This window comes from Flavobacterium sp. 9R, assembly GCF_902506345.1.
In the GTDB taxonomy this organism is placed as follows: domain Bacteria; phylum Bacteroidota; class Bacteroidia; order Flavobacteriales; family Flavobacteriaceae; genus Flavobacterium.
Genome location: NZ_LR733413.1, coordinates 2,914,064 through 2,933,060 on the forward strand (window position 1 = coordinate 2,914,064; position 18,997 = coordinate 2,933,060).

At 34.5% G+C, this 18,997-nt stretch carries 14 protein-coding genes; 13 read left to right on the forward strand and 1 reads right to left on the reverse strand.

The genetic code is table 11. The features are described 5' to 3' along the window. Positions 1-49 precede the first annotated feature (49 nt). Positions 50-1,075, reverse strand: coding sequence for a succinylglutamate desuccinylase/aspartoacylase family protein (locus FLAVO9AF_RS12955; RefSeq protein ID WP_159689548.1), 1,026 nt, complete (start codon positions 1,073-1,075; stop codon positions 50-52). A gap of 176 nt (positions 1,076-1,251) precedes the next feature. On the opposite strand from FLAVO9AF_RS12955, the gene uvrC reads away from it, so the two are divergent. The 13 genes from uvrC to FLAVO9AF_RS13020 all read left to right on the forward strand — a co-directional run bounded on the left by uvrC (position 1,252) and on the right by FLAVO9AF_RS13020 (position 18,984). Continuing rightward, positions 1,252-3,045, forward strand: a complete 1,794-nt coding sequence (gene uvrC / locus FLAVO9AF_RS12960) for an excinuclease ABC subunit UvrC (protein ID WP_159691106.1) — start codon at positions 1,252-1,254, stop codon at positions 3,043-3,045. Between the two features lie 20 nt (positions 3,046-3,065). Continuing rightward, positions 3,066-5,267 carry a patatin-like phospholipase family protein gene (locus FLAVO9AF_RS12965; protein ID WP_159689551.1) on the forward strand — a complete coding sequence of 734 codons (2,202 nt, stop codon included), beginning with the start codon at positions 3,066-3,068 and terminating at the stop codon, positions 5,265-5,267. Between the two features lie 157 nt (positions 5,268-5,424). Further along, entirely contained in the window at positions 5,425-6,582 is a 1,158-nt protein-coding gene (locus tag FLAVO9AF_RS12970) for a homogentisate 1,2-dioxygenase (RefSeq protein WP_159689554.1), read from the forward strand. A gap of 150 nt (positions 6,583-6,732) precedes the next feature. Continuing rightward, positions 6,733-7,893 carry a 4-hydroxyphenylpyruvate dioxygenase gene (hppD, locus tag FLAVO9AF_RS12975; protein ID WP_159689557.1) on the forward strand — a complete coding sequence of 387 codons (1,161 nt, stop codon included), beginning with the start codon at positions 6,733-6,735 and terminating at the stop codon, positions 7,891-7,893. Between the two features lie 295 nt (positions 7,894-8,188). Continuing rightward, on the forward strand, positions 8,189-8,962 hold the full coding sequence (locus FLAVO9AF_RS12980; RefSeq protein WP_159689560.1) for a DUF3108 domain-containing protein: 774 nt from the start codon (positions 8,189-8,191) through the stop codon (positions 8,960-8,962). Position 8,963: 1 nt separating this feature from the next. After that, positions 8,964-9,899 carry a tryptophan 2,3-dioxygenase family protein gene (locus FLAVO9AF_RS12985; protein WP_159689563.1) on the forward strand — a complete coding sequence of 312 codons (936 nt, stop codon included), beginning with the start codon at positions 8,964-8,966 and terminating at the stop codon, positions 9,897-9,899. A gap of 97 nt (positions 9,900-9,996) precedes the next feature. Continuing rightward, entirely contained in the window at positions 9,997-11,217 is a 1,221-nt protein-coding gene (locus FLAVO9AF_RS12990) for a peptidoglycan DD-metalloendopeptidase family protein (protein WP_159689566.1), read from the forward strand. 123 nt (positions 11,218-11,340) lie between these two features. Continuing rightward, complete coding sequence (gene pgi / locus FLAVO9AF_RS12995) at positions 11,341-12,990, forward strand: glucose-6-phosphate isomerase (protein ID WP_159689569.1); 1,650 nt, start codon at positions 11,341-11,343, stop codon at positions 12,988-12,990. Positions 12,991-13,299: 309 nt separating this feature from the next. After that, entirely contained in the window at positions 13,300-16,086 is a 2,787-nt protein-coding gene (locus tag FLAVO9AF_RS13000) for a TonB-dependent receptor domain-containing protein (RefSeq protein ID WP_159689572.1), read from the forward strand. Positions 16,087-16,187: 101 nt separating this feature from the next. Further along, positions 16,188-16,610, forward strand: a complete 423-nt coding sequence (locus FLAVO9AF_RS13005) for a hypothetical protein (protein ID WP_159689575.1) — start codon at positions 16,188-16,190, stop codon at positions 16,608-16,610. A 61-nt stretch (positions 16,611-16,671) separates the two neighbouring features. Next, positions 16,672-17,157: a septal ring lytic transglycosylase RlpA family protein gene (locus tag FLAVO9AF_RS13010; protein WP_159689578.1), complete on the forward strand. Its 486-nt coding sequence runs from the start codon at positions 16,672-16,674 to the stop codon at positions 17,155-17,157. A gap of 135 nt (positions 17,158-17,292) precedes the next feature. Further along, a complete protein-coding gene (dinB, locus tag FLAVO9AF_RS13015) occupies positions 17,293-18,375 on the forward strand; it encodes a DNA polymerase IV (protein WP_159689581.1) in 1,083 nt (360 codons plus the stop codon). Positions 18,376-18,468: 93 nt separating this feature from the next. Then, entirely contained in the window at positions 18,469-18,984 is a 516-nt protein-coding gene (locus tag FLAVO9AF_RS13020) for a PAS domain-containing protein (RefSeq protein ID WP_159689584.1), read from the forward strand. Positions 18,985-18,997 lie beyond the last annotated feature (13 nt).

Sequence of the window (18,997 nt, forward strand, 5' to 3'; positions counted from 1 at the left end):
GGGCGTTTTAGAATTAGAATATGACTTTTGTTAGGTTTTGGACGATTTGCTATAGCTCCATAAACGAGGCAATTTGCGCTTCGGGTTTGCTTGTTGCTTTGTTTTTTTCAGGAACCAACGAAGTAGACAAGTGAAAAATAGCATCTCCTTCGTAAACTATAGGCGATTGATTGCTGTTGATTACGTAACCATCATTGGGCGCTTTGATTTTGCGTTCAAATTTCCCAAAGGGGTCTGTTATGGTCGCGAGAATGGTTCCTTTTTTTACAAACGTGCCTATAGTATTGTAGTCGTGAAGCATTCCGGAACACTTGGCTCTAACCCAATTCGATTTTTCGATGTAAATGGTTTTGTTTTCTGGAACTTCGATAGTGTGTTTGGGGTCTAACATATCTAGGTAGGCTAGCACTCGTTTTACGCCATTAATCCCTTCATTGGCCACTTCTTTATTGATGTCTAATGATTTTCCACCCTCGAAAAGGAGCATTTTTATATTCATTTTGGTACTCGAGTTTCGGAATGAACCTCCAATGTTTTTGGAATACAAAGTAAACGGTGCATTGAAGGTATCGGCCAATAGTTTTAATTCGGGGTCGTTTTCGGCTAAGCGAATTTGTGGAGCATTGAATCTACTGGCGCCTCCAGCGTGAAAATCAATGGCATAATGCACTTCGGGCATAACTTCGTTTAGAATGTGAAAGGCAAATCTACTCGCCAATGATCCCTTTTTACTTCCTGGAAAAGAGCGATTCAAATCACGACCATCAGGAAATTCTCGGGAACGATTCACAAATCCATACATATTAATAATAGGAATGCAAATAATGGTGCCGCGTTTGGGTTTGTTTATTTTTTTGCTAATGAGTTGTCGCACGATTTCGATTCCATTGATTTCATCTCCGTGAATACCCGCTGAGAAAAGCACGACGGGCCCGTCAAGTTTAGAACGACGAACTATGATGGGAATATTGAGTTTTGTAGTCGTGTGGAGTCGAGCCATCTCTACGTTGATGGTTTTGTTTTCTCCTGGTAAAATGCTTTCGCCAAAAATCGTTATTGGTTTTAAACTTCTCATAGCCAACTTTAATTGGATAAATATAAAAATTATTAAGCATTAAAAGGTTTTATTTTATGAATCGCTTTGCATCATTTTTGTCTTAGGAAAGAAAAAGCCAACGCAGAAGTTTTAGAAAAATAGAATTACTAAATTTGTTCAGAATAAAAAGCGATAGCGAATTTTCTAAAACTACAATGACGCAACCCTCGATAGCCCTTCAAATACAAACCCTTCCTGATAATCCAGGAGTGTATCAATATTATGACAAGGAAGGTAAAATTTTATATGTAGGCAAAGCCAAAAACCTAAAAAAAAGGGTATCCTCTTATTTTAACAAAATTCACGATACGGCCAAAACCAATGTGTTGGTCAAAAAAATTGTGACCATAAAGCACATTGTAGTTCCCACAGAATCCGATGCGTTGTTGTTAGAAAATAACTTAATCAAAACACTCCAGCCTCGATATAATGTATTGCTTCGCGATGATAAAAGTTATCCTTGGTTGTGCATCAAAAAAGAACCCTTTTCACGTATTTTTTCTACTCGTAGAATGATTAAAGACGGTTCCGAATATTTTGGTCCTTACACGAGTTTCAAGACCGTTAATACGATTTTGGAATTAATCAAAGAGTTGTATCCACTCCGCACTTGTAATTTTGATTTGAGCCAAAACAACATCAATAGTGGGAAATTTAAAGTGTGTTTAGAATACCATATCGGCAATTGCAAAGGACCTTGTGAAGGTCACGAAAGCTTAGAGCATTACCAAAAACAAGTAGATGCCATACGTGAAATCCTTAAAGGGAATTTCAAAGAAAGTTTAAAGGATTTTAAGCGAATGATGGTAGATTTGGCTAGCGAAATGCGGTTTGAAGAAGCACAGAAAATAAAGGAAAAAATTGAGGTTCTAGAAAATTACCAATCCCGTTCTACGATTGTCAATCCGAAAATTACGAATATCGATGTGTTTTCGATTGTTTCGGATGAAAGTGCGGCTTTTGTCAATTTCTTGCAAATTTCCCACGGTTCGATTATTCGTTCACATACGATGGAAATCAAGAAGAAGTTAGCAGAAACGGATGAGGAGTTGTTAGAATTAGCCATTGTAGAACTTAGAGAACGCTTTCATTTATTGTCCAGAGAAGTTATAGTTCCTTTCGCCATAGATTTGGGTGAAAACATCAAAATAACAGTGCCTCAATTGGGCGATAAAAAACAAATATTGGATTTGTCTATTCGCAACGCTAAGTTTTATCGCATAGAACAGCTCAAACAATTGCAGATTGTCGACCCAGACCGTCACACCAATCGCATTATGGCGCAAATGCAAAAGGACTTGCGATTGCCTGTAGAACCAAGGCATATCGAATGTTTTGATAATTCTAATATTCAAGGAACGAATCCTGTGTCGGCTTGTGTGGTTTTTAAAGATGGGAAGCCTAGCAAGAAAGATTACCGTCATTTTAATATCAAAACCGTCGAAGGGCCCGATGATTTTGCTTCGATGACTGAGGTGGTGTACCGACGATACAAACGATTATTGGACGAAAAAGAACCTTTACCACAATTGATAATTATTGATGGAGGAAAAGGACAATTATCTGCGGCCTTAAAAAGTATTGATGAGCTAGGATTGAGAGGGAAAATCACCATCATTGGTATTGCCAAACGATTGGAAGAACTCTTTTTTCCAGGAGATTCCATCCCGTTGTATTTGGATAAAAAATCCGAAACATTAAAGGTGATTCAGCAATTGCGAAACGAAGCCCACCGATTCGGAATCACACATCATCGTGACAAACGAAGCAAAGCCGCTTTGAATTCTTCCATTGAAAGCATTCCAGGAATAGGCGAAAAAACAATGACAACTTTGATTCAACATTTCAAAAGTGTTAAAAGATTGCAAATGGCCACAGAAAAAGAAATTTCTGACGTTATAGGAGTGTCGAAAGCCAAAAAAATTTCCGACTTTTACAAGACAAAATAACGGTATAACATTTCCGATTTATGAAGAAACTCTCGATTATCTTTATCTTATTACTTAGTAGTTTCTCATTATTTGCGCAAAGCCAAGACAAAAGACCAAAAATAGGTTTGGTATTGAGTGGTGGTGGCGCGAAAGGGTTTGCGCATATTGGGGTACTCAAAGTACTCGAAGAAGCAGGAATCAAGATTGATTATATTGGGGGAACTAGTATGGGCGCAGTTATTGGTGGACTTTATGCATCAGGTTATACCGCCTCACAAATTGATTCTATTTTTCAGAAAACTAATTTTGACGAATTGATTAATGATTATATTCCTCGAGCTTCAAAGAATTTTTATGAGAAAAGGAATGACGAGCTGTATGCTTTTGTATTGCCTTTTAATAAATTTAGAGTTGGAATTCCTGAGGCGCTTTCTAAAGGAATGTATAATTTCAATTTGCTGACCAGATTAACTAGGAATGTAAAAGACGTAAAAGACTTCAATCAACTTCCTATTCCCTTTTTATGTATAGCTACCGATATTGAGACCGGTGAACAAGTGTTACTCAATAAAGGTAATTTGGCTCAGGCAATGTTGGCCAGTTCGGCTTTTCCTTCGTTGTTTTCTCCTGTAGAGATTGATGGTAAATTGCTTATCGATGGTGGTGTTGTAAATAATTATCCAGTTGATGAGGTGCTTAAATTAGGCGCCGATATTATCATTGGTGTAGATGTACAAGATGGTCTAAAAGACCGAACACTATTGAGAGATGCTACCAAAATATTGGTACAGATTAGCAATCTCAATATGATTGATCGAATGAAAGACAATGTAAAAAAAACAACTATTTATATTAAACCAGATATCAAAGAGTATGGTGTGATTTCTTTTGATAAAGGCCGTGAGATTATCACAAAAGGAGAAGAGGCGACCTTTGCTGTCTATGAAGCATTAAAAAAATTAGTTCCAGAAAACAGTGCTTATCATAAACCTAAATTGCAGATTGTTTCTGATAGTGTTTTTGTTTCCGAAGTAAAGGTAAACGAATTGAAAAACTTCACGAAAGCATATGTAAAAGGAAAATTACGATTTAAAGAAGGAACCACAATAACCTACGAAAAGCTACAAAGTGGAATAAATAATATTAAAGCAACAGAAAACTTTAGTGCCATTAACTATACATTAGAACCTAACGGATATGGAGAAACATTAAATATAAGTCTAAAAGAAGACCCTTTGAAAACGTTCTTAAAGTTTGGGTTACACTACGACGGCTTGTACAAAAGTGCCGTTTTGGCTAATATCAGCCAGAAAAATCTTTTCTTCAAAAATGATAATGCCTCTTTGGATTTGATTATTGGAGACAACTTGCGCTATAATTTAGATTATTATGTGGATAATGGTTTTAATATTAGTTTTGGTTTTAAATCTACTTTTGCTCAGTTCAATCGAAACGTGGCAAATTCCATTCAGCCAGGCGGAATTGTTGGAGGGGATATTTCACTAATTAATATTGATTTTAAAGATTGGACAAATCAGGCGTATTTTCAATCCGTTTTTGTTCAGAAATTCTTGATTGGTGCGGGTTTAGAATATAAGCATCTGCAAATTGTGCCTATTACAATCGCAAAAAATTCTCCGGATATTGACAATAATAATTATGTAAGTGCTTTTGGATATTTAAAATATGATGCATTTGATAATAAATATTTCCCAACAAAAGGATGGTCTTTTTCGAGTGATATTCATACCTATTTGATGTCATCTAATAATAGTGGATTTAACCCATTCACTATTCTTAAAGCCGATTTTTCTGTGGCTTTTAAAATTTTACCCAAACTCGTTTTTAAGTTTCAAACAGATGCTGGGTTTAGTGTTGGAGAAGAAAGTGTGCCTTTCTTTAATTTTGTTTTAGGAGGATATGGCTTTAATGCAATAAACAATTTTAAACCCTTCTATGGATATGATTTTTTAAGTATCGGAGGGAATAGTTATATAAAGACATCCGGAACTTTAGATTATGAGTTTTACAAAAAAAATCATTTTAATTTTTCGGCAAACTTTGCCAATTTAGGGAATGATATTTTTAGTAGTTTGGACTGGTTTTCTATACCAGAATTATCAGGATATGCAGTAGGTTATGGTTTGGATACGATTATAGGCCCTGTTGAGGTGAAGTATTCATGGTCTCCAGAGACCCCAAGTGGCTATACTTGGTTTAGTATAGGATATGTATTTTAATCGTAAATTATATCAAAAAAAATTACGACATTTGCTTTCATGAAAACAAAATGGCAAGGTTTATTAGATTATCTGCAATTTCTTATTAAAAGAAATCCAGAATGATTGCACTATTTTTTAAGGAATACAATTAGGTTGAATCTAAATTTTTTAAAAAATGCCAATATATCATAAACTAGGAGATTTTCCTCAAAAACGCCACGTACAATTCGAGAAACCTGATGGGGGATTGTATTACGAGCAACTATTCGGTACCGAGGGTTTTCACGGTCATTCGTCACTATTATATCATGTACACAGACCTACTCAGGTCAAAGAAATACTAAATTCGTATTCGGTAGAACCCAAAATTGCTATCGGTAAAAACATCAAATCGTTATTGCTAAAAGGGTTTGAATTGTTACCCGAAAATGATTTCTTAGAAAGCCGCAAACCTATGTTAGTCAATAAAGATTGTACCATTGGTTTAGCCGCTCCAACAGCATCCTTGCGCTCTTATTTTTATAAAAATGCCGATGCCGATGAAATGATTTTCATCCACAAAGGAAGCGGAACCCTAAGAACGATGATGGGTAATATTCCTTTTGAATATGGAGACTATCTCATCATACCTCGCGGAATGATTTATCAAATCGATTTTGATACTACTGAGAATCGCTTGTTTTATGTTGAATCTTTCGCGCCTTTTTATACACCAAAACGATATAAAAACGAATCGGGTCAGCATTTAGAGCACGCTCCTTTTTGTGAACGCGATTTCAAATTGCCAATAGCCTTAGAAACGCACGACGAAAAAGGAGATTTCTTAATCAAAATCAAAAAAGAAGGGATGATGCACGAGGTGGTATATGCCACGCATCCTTTTGATGTTATTGGTTGGGATGGCTATAACTTTCCTTATGGCTTTAGCATCCACAACTTCGAGCCCATAACTGGTCGCGTGCACCAACCACCACCAGTACACCAAACCTTCGAGACGGCTACTTTTGTAGTGTGTTCTTTCGTGCCTCGTTTGTACGATTACCATCCAAAAGCCATTCCTGCGCCTTACAATCACAGCAACATCGATAGCGATGAGGTATTGTATTATGTAGATGGCGATTTTATGAGCCGTAATAATATCGAACAAGGTCACATCACTTTGCATCCAAAAGGAATTCCTCACGGGCCAGCACCAGGAGCTATGGAACGAAGCATTGGTCAAACCATCACACAAGAATTAGCCGTAATGGTCGATACGTTTCGCCCTTTGATGGTTACCGAAGAAGCGATGGGTCTTGATGACGGACAGTACTACAAATCTTGGGTAGAGTAAAAAATAATTAAAAAAATAAGGAGCTATTTCCTGCTGTACGCTATATCTGTGGCTCCGAACCCCGGAGCCACAGGATGCCGCTTCCATCAGGGCTAGACTTTCAACTAATCAACAACATTTTCGGAATCACCGAAACAAATAATATATACAATGGCAAAAGAAGTACAATCAGTAGAATACGGACTAGAGAAAATATTTGAAGGAGCACAAGATTTCCTTCCATTAATGGGAACTGATTACGTAGAATTTTATGTGGGTAACGCTAAACAAGCGGCTCATTTTTATAAAACAGCTTTCGGATTTCAATCGCACGCGTATTGCGGTTTAGAAACAGGCTCAAGGGACAAAGTTTCTTATGTGCTAAAACAAGACAAAATCCGTTTGGTGTTGACTACCGCTCTTACTAGTGAATCCCCAATTGGTGAACACGTAAAAAAACACGGCGATGGGGTAAAAATCGTGGCGCTTTGGGTAGAAGATGCTCGTAAATCTTTTGAAGAAACCACCAAGCGTGGCGCAAAAGTATATATGGAACCTACCGTAGAAAAAGACGAATTTGGAGAAGTAGTTCGCGCTGGAATTTATACTTATGGCGAAACCGTACATATGTTTGTAGAGCGTAAAAACTACACAGGTGCTTTTCTTCCAGGATTTGTAGAATGGAAATCGGACTACAACCCAACTTCTGTTGGTTTAAAGTACATAGACCATATGGTAGGAAATGTGGGGTGGAACCAAATGAATGTTTGGGTAAAATGGTACGAAGACGTTATGGGATTTGTGAATTTCCTTTCTTTTGATGACAAACAAATCCATACCGAGTATTCTGCTTTGATGAGTAAAGTAATGAGTAATGGTAACGGAAGAATTAAATTCCCAATCAACGAACCAGCGAAAGGAAACAAGCGTTCACAAATTGAAGAATATTTAGATTTTTATGAAGGAGCAGGCGTGCAGCACATTGCCATTGCTACCGATGATATTATTACTACTGTTACTGAGCTTAGAGCTCGTGGTGTAGAATTTTTGTCAGCGCCACCTCATGCCTATTACCAAGCCATTCCAGAACGTTTGGGTGAGCATATGAGTATGATGAAAGAGGATTTAGCCGTTATCGAAAAGTTAGCCATCATGGTCGATGCTGATGAAGATGGGTATTTATTACAAATCTTTACCAAGCCAGTTGAGGACCGTCCTACCTTGTTTTTTGAGATTATTCAGCGAATGGGAGCCAAAGGATTTGGTGCAGGTAATTTCAAAGCTTTATTCGAATCTATTGAAAGAGAGCAAAAATTGCGAGGAACGTTGTAAAATTAAGTTTTTTTTGCATTATCAAAAAAAATAACTAAACCAAAAGCTAATTTTTTGCAAATGTTGTGTTAAACTCAATTTTTACGCAAAAAAATATGGATTTGTGTTTTACCTTTGTACTCACAAATGAAAGGGGTGGTTTCCTTTCATGGGTATTATAAATTTCATAATTTATAGTTTTTTGGTTAGTTAATAGCATAAAAACTCAGTCATTAATTTGACTGGGTTTTTTTGTTTTAATACATTTGGAATCATTTTTGCCAAAAGAATCTCTAAAAAGCTCAAATTTTACATAATGAGAAAATTAATACTCCTCTTTTTGTTGGCCTTAACAGTTAGCTTTGATTCTCAGGACACTTCAGCATTCGATGCTGGTGAATGGTTTAAATTCCGAATACATTATGGTTTTGTAAATGCAGGTTATGCTACATTAGAAGTAAAAGATGCAGTCATCAATCAAAAATCCGTTTACCATGTTATAGGTAAGGGATACACTACCGGAATGTCTCGTTTCTTTTTCAAAGTGGATGATTTATACGAAAGTTATTTCGATAAAGAAACCGGTTATCCTTATCAATTTGTTCGAAAAATAGACGAAGGCGGTTATACCAAAAATCAAGAAGGTTTTTTTAATCAAGCTACCAATAAAGTGTTAGTCAAAGATTATAAACACAAAAACGAAAAAACATTTTCATTTCCCAAGGGCACACAAGACATTGTTTCTACTTTTTATTATCTTAGAAATTACCCCACAATCGACAAATTAAAAGTGGGGGAATCTGTTGCGATTGATATGTTTTTTGACAATGAAACTACAAAGTTTAAGTTAAAATTCTTAGGTCGTGAAGATATTACAACTAAATTTGGCGTGATTTCAGCAATGATATTTCGCCCTTTAGTGCAATCTGGCCGTGTTTTTAAAGAGAAAGAGAGTTTAACGGTTTGGATTTCAAATGATCAAAATAAAATTCCTTTACGAATCAAAGCAGAACTAGCAGTTGGGTCTATCAAAGCTGATTTGGATGCCTACAAAGGATTAAAGCATCCCTTTAAAATAAAAGCAAAATAGAATGAATCTTAAAGATAATACCTCTTCATTATTAGAACAACTCGATCAAAAATTTAAAGCAATAGATCAAAAAACAACCACTCATTTGGAAGGTCTTTTGTGGTCTAAACCCATTACCTATTGGGATTATATTCAAACGGATGCATTGTTGAATCTGCAAACCCAGCGCACGACTTTACCTGACGAAATGGTTTTTATTATGTACCATCAGGTCAATGAATTGTTGTTCAAAATGATTCTTTGGGAAATGCAACAAATCTCTTATTGTGAACAGATAGAAACCTCTTTTTTTACGGAGAGATTAATGAGAATTAGTCGTTATTTCACTATGCTGACAACTTCATTCGATATTATGGGTGACGGAATGGAAGTAGAGCAGTACATGAAATTTAGAAATACGTTGACACCAGCTAGTGGTTTTCAAAGCGCCCAATACCGAATGATTGAATTTGCATCAACAGATCTAATTAATTTAATCGACGCGAGATTTCGTGCTACTATTGATCGTAATACTCCTTATGAACATGCTTTCGAACATTTATATTGGCAAGCGGCTGGAAAAGATCATAAAACAGGCGAGAAATCCTATCTATTACAAGAGTTTGAGCGTAAATATAAGTCTTCTTTCCTTACTCAAATGAAGGAGTACAATACCATCAATCTTTGGCAGAAATTCAAACAATTGCCAGATGAAGCTCAGCAAGATCCTGCTTTAATCAAGGCTATGAGAGAGTATGATTATACGGTAAATGTTACTTGGGTAATGCAACATTTAAATACAGCCAAAAAGTATATTGAGTCCAGTGGATTCGGAGATGGAGAAGCTACAGGTGGAAGTGATTGGAAAAAATACATGCATCCAAAGTATCAAAGACGTATATTTTTTCCTGAATTATGGAGCACAGAGGAATTAGCCAATTGGGGAGTTGAATTATAATTGTATATTTAAAACGTAGAAGTTTCTTTGATTTTATAAAAGCCAATCATATTGCCTTGATTAAAGAATTAAAATAATAGAATAAAAAAGTAGTATATTGAAACGTTTCGCAATCCTTTTATTATGTTCTCTAGTTTTTTTCTCATGTACGAAAAAAGATGAGGTTTGGAGTGAAGTCAAAACAAAACCTATTTCTAAAAAGAAAGAGTTTGGCTTTACTTATTCTGATTTTAATGTTGTGCATGATACTTTAAAGAGTGGAGATACTTTTGGTAGCATTATTCAGAAACAAAATATTGGTGACAAAAAAGTATTTGAATTAGTAGAACAAATCAAAGATTCATTTGATGTAAGATCCATTCGAAACAATAAGCCTTACACACTTTTACGTTCAAAAAACAAGACGAAAGAATTGCTTGTTTTCGTCTACCAACCCGATGCTCTTCATTATTATGTAGTAGATTTTAGAGATTCAATAACAAAAGCCTACAAAAAAACAAAACCAATTACAATCAAAAGAAGAACCATTGGTGGTGTGCTGAAAAGTTCTCTTTCTGAAACCCTTGAGAGTGCCAACGTTGAAGGTGGCTTGGCTAGCAGAATTGCAAAAATTTATGCTTGGTCTATTGATTTTTTCAAGTTAAAAAGAGGAGATCGTTTTGCAATTACATTTACCGAACGGTATATCAACGACTCTATTTATGATGGCGTAGATAGTTTAGAAGCTTCTTTTTTTGAATATAAGGGCAAAATTATTTATGCTTTTCCGTTTGTGGCCAATCCTTCATCAAACAGAATTGAATATTATGATGAAGAAGGAAAAGGCTTGAAAAATTTCTTTTTGAAAACACCTATTAAGTTTAGCCGTCTATCTTCGCGTTTTTCTGCAAGTCGTTTTCATCCTGTTCAACTTACTTGGAAAGCGCACAAAGGTACGGATTATGCAGCGCCACACGGTACACCTATAACGACAACTGCTTCAGGAGTTGTAGAACAAACAGGTTATACCGCTGGGAATGGTAATTTTGTAAAAGTGAAGCATAATGGTACTTACTCCACTCAATATTTACACATGTCTAGAATTCTAGTGCGAAGAGGACAACGCGTAACTCAAGGTCAACCTATTGGTCTTGTAGGAAGTACAGGATTAGCGACAGGACCACACGTGTGTTATCGCTTTTGGAAAAACGGTGTGCAAGTAGATCCCCTGCGTTTGAAGTTGCCTAATGGTGAACCTTTGACCGGAGCAACCAAAGAACGTTTTTTCAAACAAATAACGCCTTTAAAATTTGAATTGGATAGTATTGCCAATTTATAAACGACCTTCATTTTTTATTATAACGTTTTCGTAGATTGTTGTTTGTTTAAACTAGGTATAACCATCAATTTAAAGTTAATTGCTTAATTTTGCATCTATTAAAAATGCATTAAATTTAAGCACATGGCCTTACATACAATCAATCCAACGCAGACTAAAGCTTGGGAAAAATTACAAAATCATTTTGCTGCATTGCAATCAGTTACGATGCAGGAGTTGTTTCTGAAAGACACTAATAGAGCAGAGCAATTCAATATTATTTGGAACGACTTTTTATTAGATTATTCCAAAAATAATATAGATAAAGAGACTATTCAGTTATTAGTAGAATTGGCTAATGAATGTGGTTTACAATCGGCTATTTCGGATTATTTTGAAGGAGCTTTAATCAATCAAACAGAAAATCGTGCCGTTTTGCACACGGCACTGAGAGCCAAATCAGACGCAGTTATAAATGTAGAGGGAGTAAATGTTATCCCTGAAGTCTATGAGGTAAAAGCCAAAATTAAAACGTTTACGAACGAGGTGGTTTCAGGAATCCGTAAAGGATACACTGGTAAAACTTTTACCGATGTTGTAAATATTGGTATTGGAGGTTCAGATTTAGGACCAGTAATGGCAGTTGAAGCCTTACAATTCTATAAAAATCATTTGAACGTTCATTTCGTATCCAATGTTGATGGAGATCACGCGAATGAGATTATCAAAAAATTAAAGCCAGAGACAACATTATTTGTGATTGTTTCTAAAACCTTTACTACACAAGAAACGTTGACGAATTCTGAAACCATTAGAAAGTGGTTTTTACAATCGGCTACACAAGAAGATGTTGCTAAACATTTTGTAGCGGTTTCTACCAATATGCAAAAAGTTACCGAATTTGGAATCAATCCTGATAATGTATTCCCAATGTGGGATTGGGTTGGAGGAAGATTTTCCTTATGGAGTGCCGTAGGATTGTCTATTAGCTTGGCAGTTGGTTACGACAATTATGAAGCTTTATTAGGTGGAGCCAATGAAATGGACGAACATTTTAAAACCACTACTTTTGAAAATAACATTCCTGTTGTTTTAGGTTTGTTGAGTGTTTGGTATAATAATTTCTTTGGTGCTGAAAGCGAAGCCTTGATTCCATATACTCAATATTTACAAAAATTAGCACCTTACTTGCAGCAAGGAACGATGGAAAGTAATGGTAAAAGTATAGGTCGTGACGGAAAGCCAGTTGATTACCAAACGGGAACAATAATTTGGGGAGAGCCTGGTACCAACGCACAACATGCTTTTTTTCAATTAATTCACCAAGGTACAAAATTGATTCCTACTGATTTTATTGGTTATGTGGAGCCATTGTACGGAGATTGGAATCATCATGATAAATTGATGTCAAATTTCTTTGCTCAAACTGAGGCCTTGTTGCATGGTAAAACTCCAGCTCAGGTACAAGCGGAATTCGATAAGCAAGGACTTGCTCCAGAAAAAGCAGCATATCTTTTGCCTTTTAAAGTATTCACTGGAAACAAACCTACCAATACCATTTTGATTCAAAAACTTACCCCTAAATCTCTTGGGTCATTGATTGCAATGTATGAGCACAAGATTTTTGTTCAAGGAGTTATTTGGAACATTTTTAGTTTTGACCAATGGGGCGTTGAATTAGGGAAGCAATTAGCGAATTCTATTTTAGAAGAAATTGAAACGGAATCGGTTAAAAATCATGATAGTTCTACAGCATTTTTATTGAACCATTTTCTTAAAAATAAGAGAAAGTAATGCTAAAAATTGTGTTAAGAAGAAACCTCGAATAATAACCTATTTGAGGTTTTTTTTATAGGTTGTTATTGTTATGGACAAAAGATTGACGCCTTAATTTAGGTGCCGAATCAAAGAATAATGTTTCAAAAAACACATAATTTCAAAAATACTATGCATTCATAACAATTTTTCATTTTTTTAACATAAAACCATTTAATGTGCTAATTGTTTATAAATGAAGGCTTAGTCGATTCTTATTAACATTAAATTAACATAAGATTGTCTTAAAAGTTAGAATTTTGCCAAGAATTAATAAACTAAACAACAATGAAGATAATTAAAAATTGGTTACTCACTGGAATGGTGTTTTTTATGGTATCAATGGCTTTCTCACAAGGGAAAATAACAGGTACTATAACTGATGGACAAAGTTCGTTGCCTGGCGCAAATGTTATTATCAAAGGAACCTCCAAAGGAGTAGCTGTTGATTTTGATGGAAAGTTCACACTTTCTACAACAACAAGTTCAGGAGAAATAGTAATTTCTTTTCTAGGCTTTGATACAAAAACGGTAAAATTTTCAGTTTCTAAAGGTGAAACTCAAGATCTAGGAGATATTGTTTTGGTATCAAATTCAAATGAATTACAAGAAATTGTAGTTAAGTCAAGTGTTATTGACGTAGCTAAAGACAGAAAAACACCTGTAGCAGTTTCAACAATCAAAGCTGCAGAAATTCAAGAAAAATTGGGTACACAAGAATTCCCAGAAATCTTAGCAAACACTCCTTCTGTTTATGCTACAAAATCCGGTGGTGGTTTTGGTGATGCCAGAATTAATATACGTGGGTTTTCTCAAGAGAATATTGCGGTAATGGTTAATGGTATGCCAGTTAACGATATGGAGAATAGCCGTGTATTTTGGAGTAACTGGGCTGGTTTGTCTGATGTAACTTCAGCTATGCAAGTACAAAGAGGTTTGGGTTCATCTAAATTAGCAATTTCTTCAGTAGGTGGTACTATAAACGTTCTTACAAGAACTGCTGATATGAAAGAAGGCGGTACTATTTTGACGGGTTTTGGTAATGCAAATTATATTAAAACAAATGCATCTTATTCAACAGGTAAGATGGAAAATGGTTTATCCGCTTCTGTTTTGTTAGGACAAACTTTAGGTGATGGTTATGTTGATGGTACAAAATTTCAAGGGTATAATTATTTTGTAGGACTTGGTTATACTACAGCTGATGATAAGCATAGTTTTCAATTTACATTTACTGGTGCTCCTCAGTGGCATAACCAAAGATCTAATGCTCCAACAATTGCAACTTACAGAAAGTATGGTGCTAATAATGAACCAGACATCAGATACAATTCTGATTGGGGATATTTAGATGGTGAAGAGTATAGTTTTAGAACTAATTATTACCACAAGCCAGTTATGTCATTAAATTGGGATTACAATATTAATGATAAAATGAAATTGTCTAGTGTAGTTTATGGCTCATGGGGTCGTGGTGGTGGAACTAATGGAGCTGGAGCGATTAGAGGAAATCGTTTTTTTGCTGATCCTTTGAAAACACCTAATGGTTTAATTAATGTTGATTTAATTCGTAATTATAACTCTGGTATGCCGGTAGTAATTAATAATGTTTCTTATACCAGAGCAAAAATCAATGGCCTTTATGAAAGTAGTAGCTCTACTTCAAACAATTCGACAAATGGTATTTCGCAAATTGCTTCTGTAAACTCTCATAACTGGTATGGTACAGTAGTTAATTTAAACACAAAATTAACTGACAACTTAGTTTTGGATTTTGGTGTTGATGCTAGAACTTATAGAGGTATTCATTATCAAACTTTAGTTGACTTACTTGGTTCTGATACTTATAATGCAAATTATTCTGCAACTGGAGCTACAAGCAATGATATAAATAATAAGATTCGTTCTATTACTCAGACTTCAAATGCAAGACCACATGGTAATCCGTTTTTTAATTCAGATCATCAAAATAAAATCAATTACAATAATGATGGTTTAGTAAGATGGTATGGAGCCTTTACTCAATTAGAATATCGTAAGGATAACTTAACTGCTTTTTTTCAAGGAGCAATTTCTCAACAAGGTTTTAAAAGAGAAGATTATTTTAAATATCTTACAAGTGATCCTTTAAGTTCAACTGATTATGAAAATATTCTTGGTGGAAACGTAAAAGGTGGTGTAAATTACAATATTAATGATAATCATAATGTGTTTGTAAATGCTGGTTATTATTCTAAACAACCATTTTTTAATGCAGTTTACCCTAACAATGCATCATTGGTTGGTGAGAACCTTACAAATGAAAAAATTACTGGTTTAGAAGCTGGTTATGGTTTTAGGTCAGCTATTTTTAATGCTACATTGAATTTGTATTATACATCATGGAAAGATAGATACCAAAGAGCAACGGATAATGCTACCGATAATCCAGGTGGATACTATGACTTTTCTGGTATCACAGAGGTGCACTCAGGTGTTGAGCTTGAAGCTAATGCTAGGGTTACCAATAAATTTAAAGTTAATGGAATGGTTTCTGTTGGTAATTGGGTTTATGATGGTAATAGTAAAAGTAATAGATATGACTTTGAAAACAATCCTATAAGTGGTGGTACTGCAACTACATTATATTTGGATAAAGTAAAAGTTGGTGATGCTGCTCAATTAACTGCTTCTATTGGTGCTTCTTATGAAGTTTTGGAAAGAGTTATTTTGGATGCTAATTACAGATATTCTGATCATTTGTATGCTTCTATTGATCCAGGTAGATTTACTTCAGCTACAAATAAGGGTACTTTAGAGTTACCTTCATACGGATTAATGGATGCTGGTTTTTCTTACAAAATGTTAGTTGGTAAAAATAAAGACAGATCTTTAAACTTCAGATTAAACGTTAATAATGTTTTAGATAAAATCTACATTGCGGAGTCAAGAACAAATATTTTTGCGGATGATATTGCTTCTGGAGGACAAACGTACGAGCAACTAGGAAGAACATACAATGGAATAGCAGATGGTAACCAAGTATTCTTTGGTTTCGGAAGAACATGGAACTTTACCTTGCGTTATAATTTCTAATAGTTAGTTTTTAATATTTAAAACGGCATTCACTTTTGGTGTAATGCCGTTTTTTTTTACCCCATTTTTTCATATATTTGAAATTCTAAAACAGATATTATATGTACGAATTTATACAAAAATTTCACTCTGGTTGGGCCTATTTAGTTTTGTTAATTTTAGTAGTAGCAGTAGTTAATGCACTACTTGGTTCATCTTCCAAAAAAGAGTTTACCGCAAAAGATCGAAAAATAGCCTTGTTTGCTCTAATCTTTACTCATATTCAGTTAGTTATCGGTTTAATAATCTATTTTGTCTCGCCATTAGGGTTGGTTTCATTCGGGCAGATGTCAGACAAAGCCCTTCGTTTGACTTCATTAGAGCATCCTTTAATCAATATCATAGCAATTGTTTTGATTACTATCGGTTGGTCAAAACATAAAAAACTAACGGATGCTACTGCTCAATTTAAAACATTTGCTGTTTTTTATGGTATAGGATTACTTCTTATTTTGAGCAGAATCCCTTGGTCTCTGTGGCTTTAATTTTTAAAGCAACTGTGTGTTATCAGTTGTTTTAATGTAGTATTAATTTAAAATAAACTAAATGAAAAAATTATTAGCCATACTTTTTTTATTTGTTATCATTGGGATAGTATATAGTCAGGGACCTTCTTTAATTAAAGAAAAGGTGACTAGTTCCAAAGACACAATAAAAAAAGAGAAGACCAATCTTTTGCCTCAGACATTGATACAAGACACGATCTTTGATCCTAATGTAAAATATGTTTTGTATAAAAAAAATGCACATGCGTCCTATTATGCTGAAAAATTTCATGGTCGTAGAACTGCAAGTGGACAACGATTTGATATGCATAAAATGACAGCAGCCCACAAGAAATTACCATTTGGCTCTAAGATTAGAGTAACTAATGAAAGTAATGGTAAATCAGTTATTGTTGAAGTTAATGATAGAGGTCCTTTTGTTAAATCACGAGAAATTGATTTATCTAAAAAAGCTTTTATGGCCATCGCTTCATCAAAAGCTGCAGGTTCAATGAAAGTTACGATTGAAACTATTGTAAAAAAATAAGGAATCTTCATTAATGTTTTAATAGAGATTTATGATGATTCAACATCAGATTCAGAAAAGCCTAGGATTTCAAATTCTAGGCTTTTTGTTTTTGGTAAAGTTGTTTAATTTTGTTGATAATGAATATATTTGAGGATGGATACTAGCAATTTTCAACGAAAAATTATTCACATTGATATGGATGCTTTTTATGCATCTGTAGAGCAAATGGATAATCCTTTATTGAAAGGTAAGCCTATTGCTGTTGGAGGTAACGAAAATAGAGGTGTTGTGTCTGCGGCTAGTTACGAAGCAAGGAAGTTTGGAGTTCGAAGCGCTTTGAGTGGTGTGTTAGCCAAAAAGTATTGTCCCGATTTGATTTTTGTGCGACCACGATTTGATCGTTATAAAGAGATTTCAAAACAAATTCAAAAAATATTTTATGAATATACAGACCTTGTTGAGCCACTTTCCTTGGATGAAGCTTATTTAGATGTTACCCATAATAAAAAAGGGAATCCAAGTGCTACTTTATTGGCTAAAGAAATTAGAGCACGGATTTTGTCTGAAGTTGGTCTCACTGCTTCTGCAGGGATTTCTGTAAACAAGTTTATCGCAAAAGTAGCCAGTGATTACAACAAACCTAATGGTCAAAAGACGGTAAGTGGCGATGAAATTGTTCCTTTTTTAGAAAATCTACCCATTCAAAAATTTTATGGTGTTGGTAAAGTTACAGCTGACAAAATGTTTCAATTGGGTATTTTTTCTGGATTAGATTTAAAGAATAAATCTTTGGAATATTTAGAAAACCAGTTTGGCAAGTCAGGAAGTTATTATTACAATGTAGTAAGAGGTATTCATAATAGCCTTGTTCAACCAAAACGCATAACAAAATCTGTAGCAGCTGAACACACTTTTGATGTTAATTTGTCTTCTGAAATTTTTATGCTCGAACAATTAGAGTCCATTTCAGCTCAAGTTGAAAAGAGATTGCTAAAACATTCCATTTCAGGGAAAACCATTACTTTGAAAATAAAGTATAGCGATTTTTCTCAGCAAACTAGGAGTAAAACAATGCCTTATTTTATTTCTGATAAGAGCTTGATTTTTGAAATAGTTAAAGAATTATTGTATCAAGAGCGGCTTAAAGATTCAGTTCGTTTACTTGGAATTGCTCTGAGTAATTTAAATACAGATCAAAAGAAAACAGTAGTGATACAGCTACAATTTGATTTTTGATTTTAGAAGTGCCTTCAACAACAGTTAAATCCTAGAAAATGTGTTTGTACTTTTTAAAAATCAGGTACATTTGATAAATTAAAACTATTAGTGATGGTCTGGATAAATGATTATGAAAATGCTAAGGCTAAGTACTTTGGTACTTTGTGTGTAAAAACGACTTCGTTGGTTTCGATGAGTTTTCACAAAGAATTTTTAGGAAATGTGATGAAGTCCTTTGATGACTATAATCGATTGAATTATATTTTATCTAGTAGTACATCTCAAATGGATGAGATAAGTTTAAGGGATTTTCTATTAGAAGATGTAGTGATTTTAACTGATAGTAATTTAAAAATTGTTTTTGCTTCTAATAATTTATCTAGAATGAATGGTTATTTAGAAAAGGAAGTGCTAGGTAAAAGTCCTAAAATCTTTCAAGGCTTAAAAACAAACGCGGTTACTTCTAGAGAAATTCGTGAAAAAATTAATCAAGAATTACCTTTTGAAAAAAAAGTCATTAACTATAAAAAAAATGGTAAAACTTATGATTGTCTAATTAAAGGTTATCCCATAAAAAGCAAAAAAGGGAAGCTAACACATTTTATAGCTTTCGAAAAAGCATTATAAGAAAAGGGCAGTT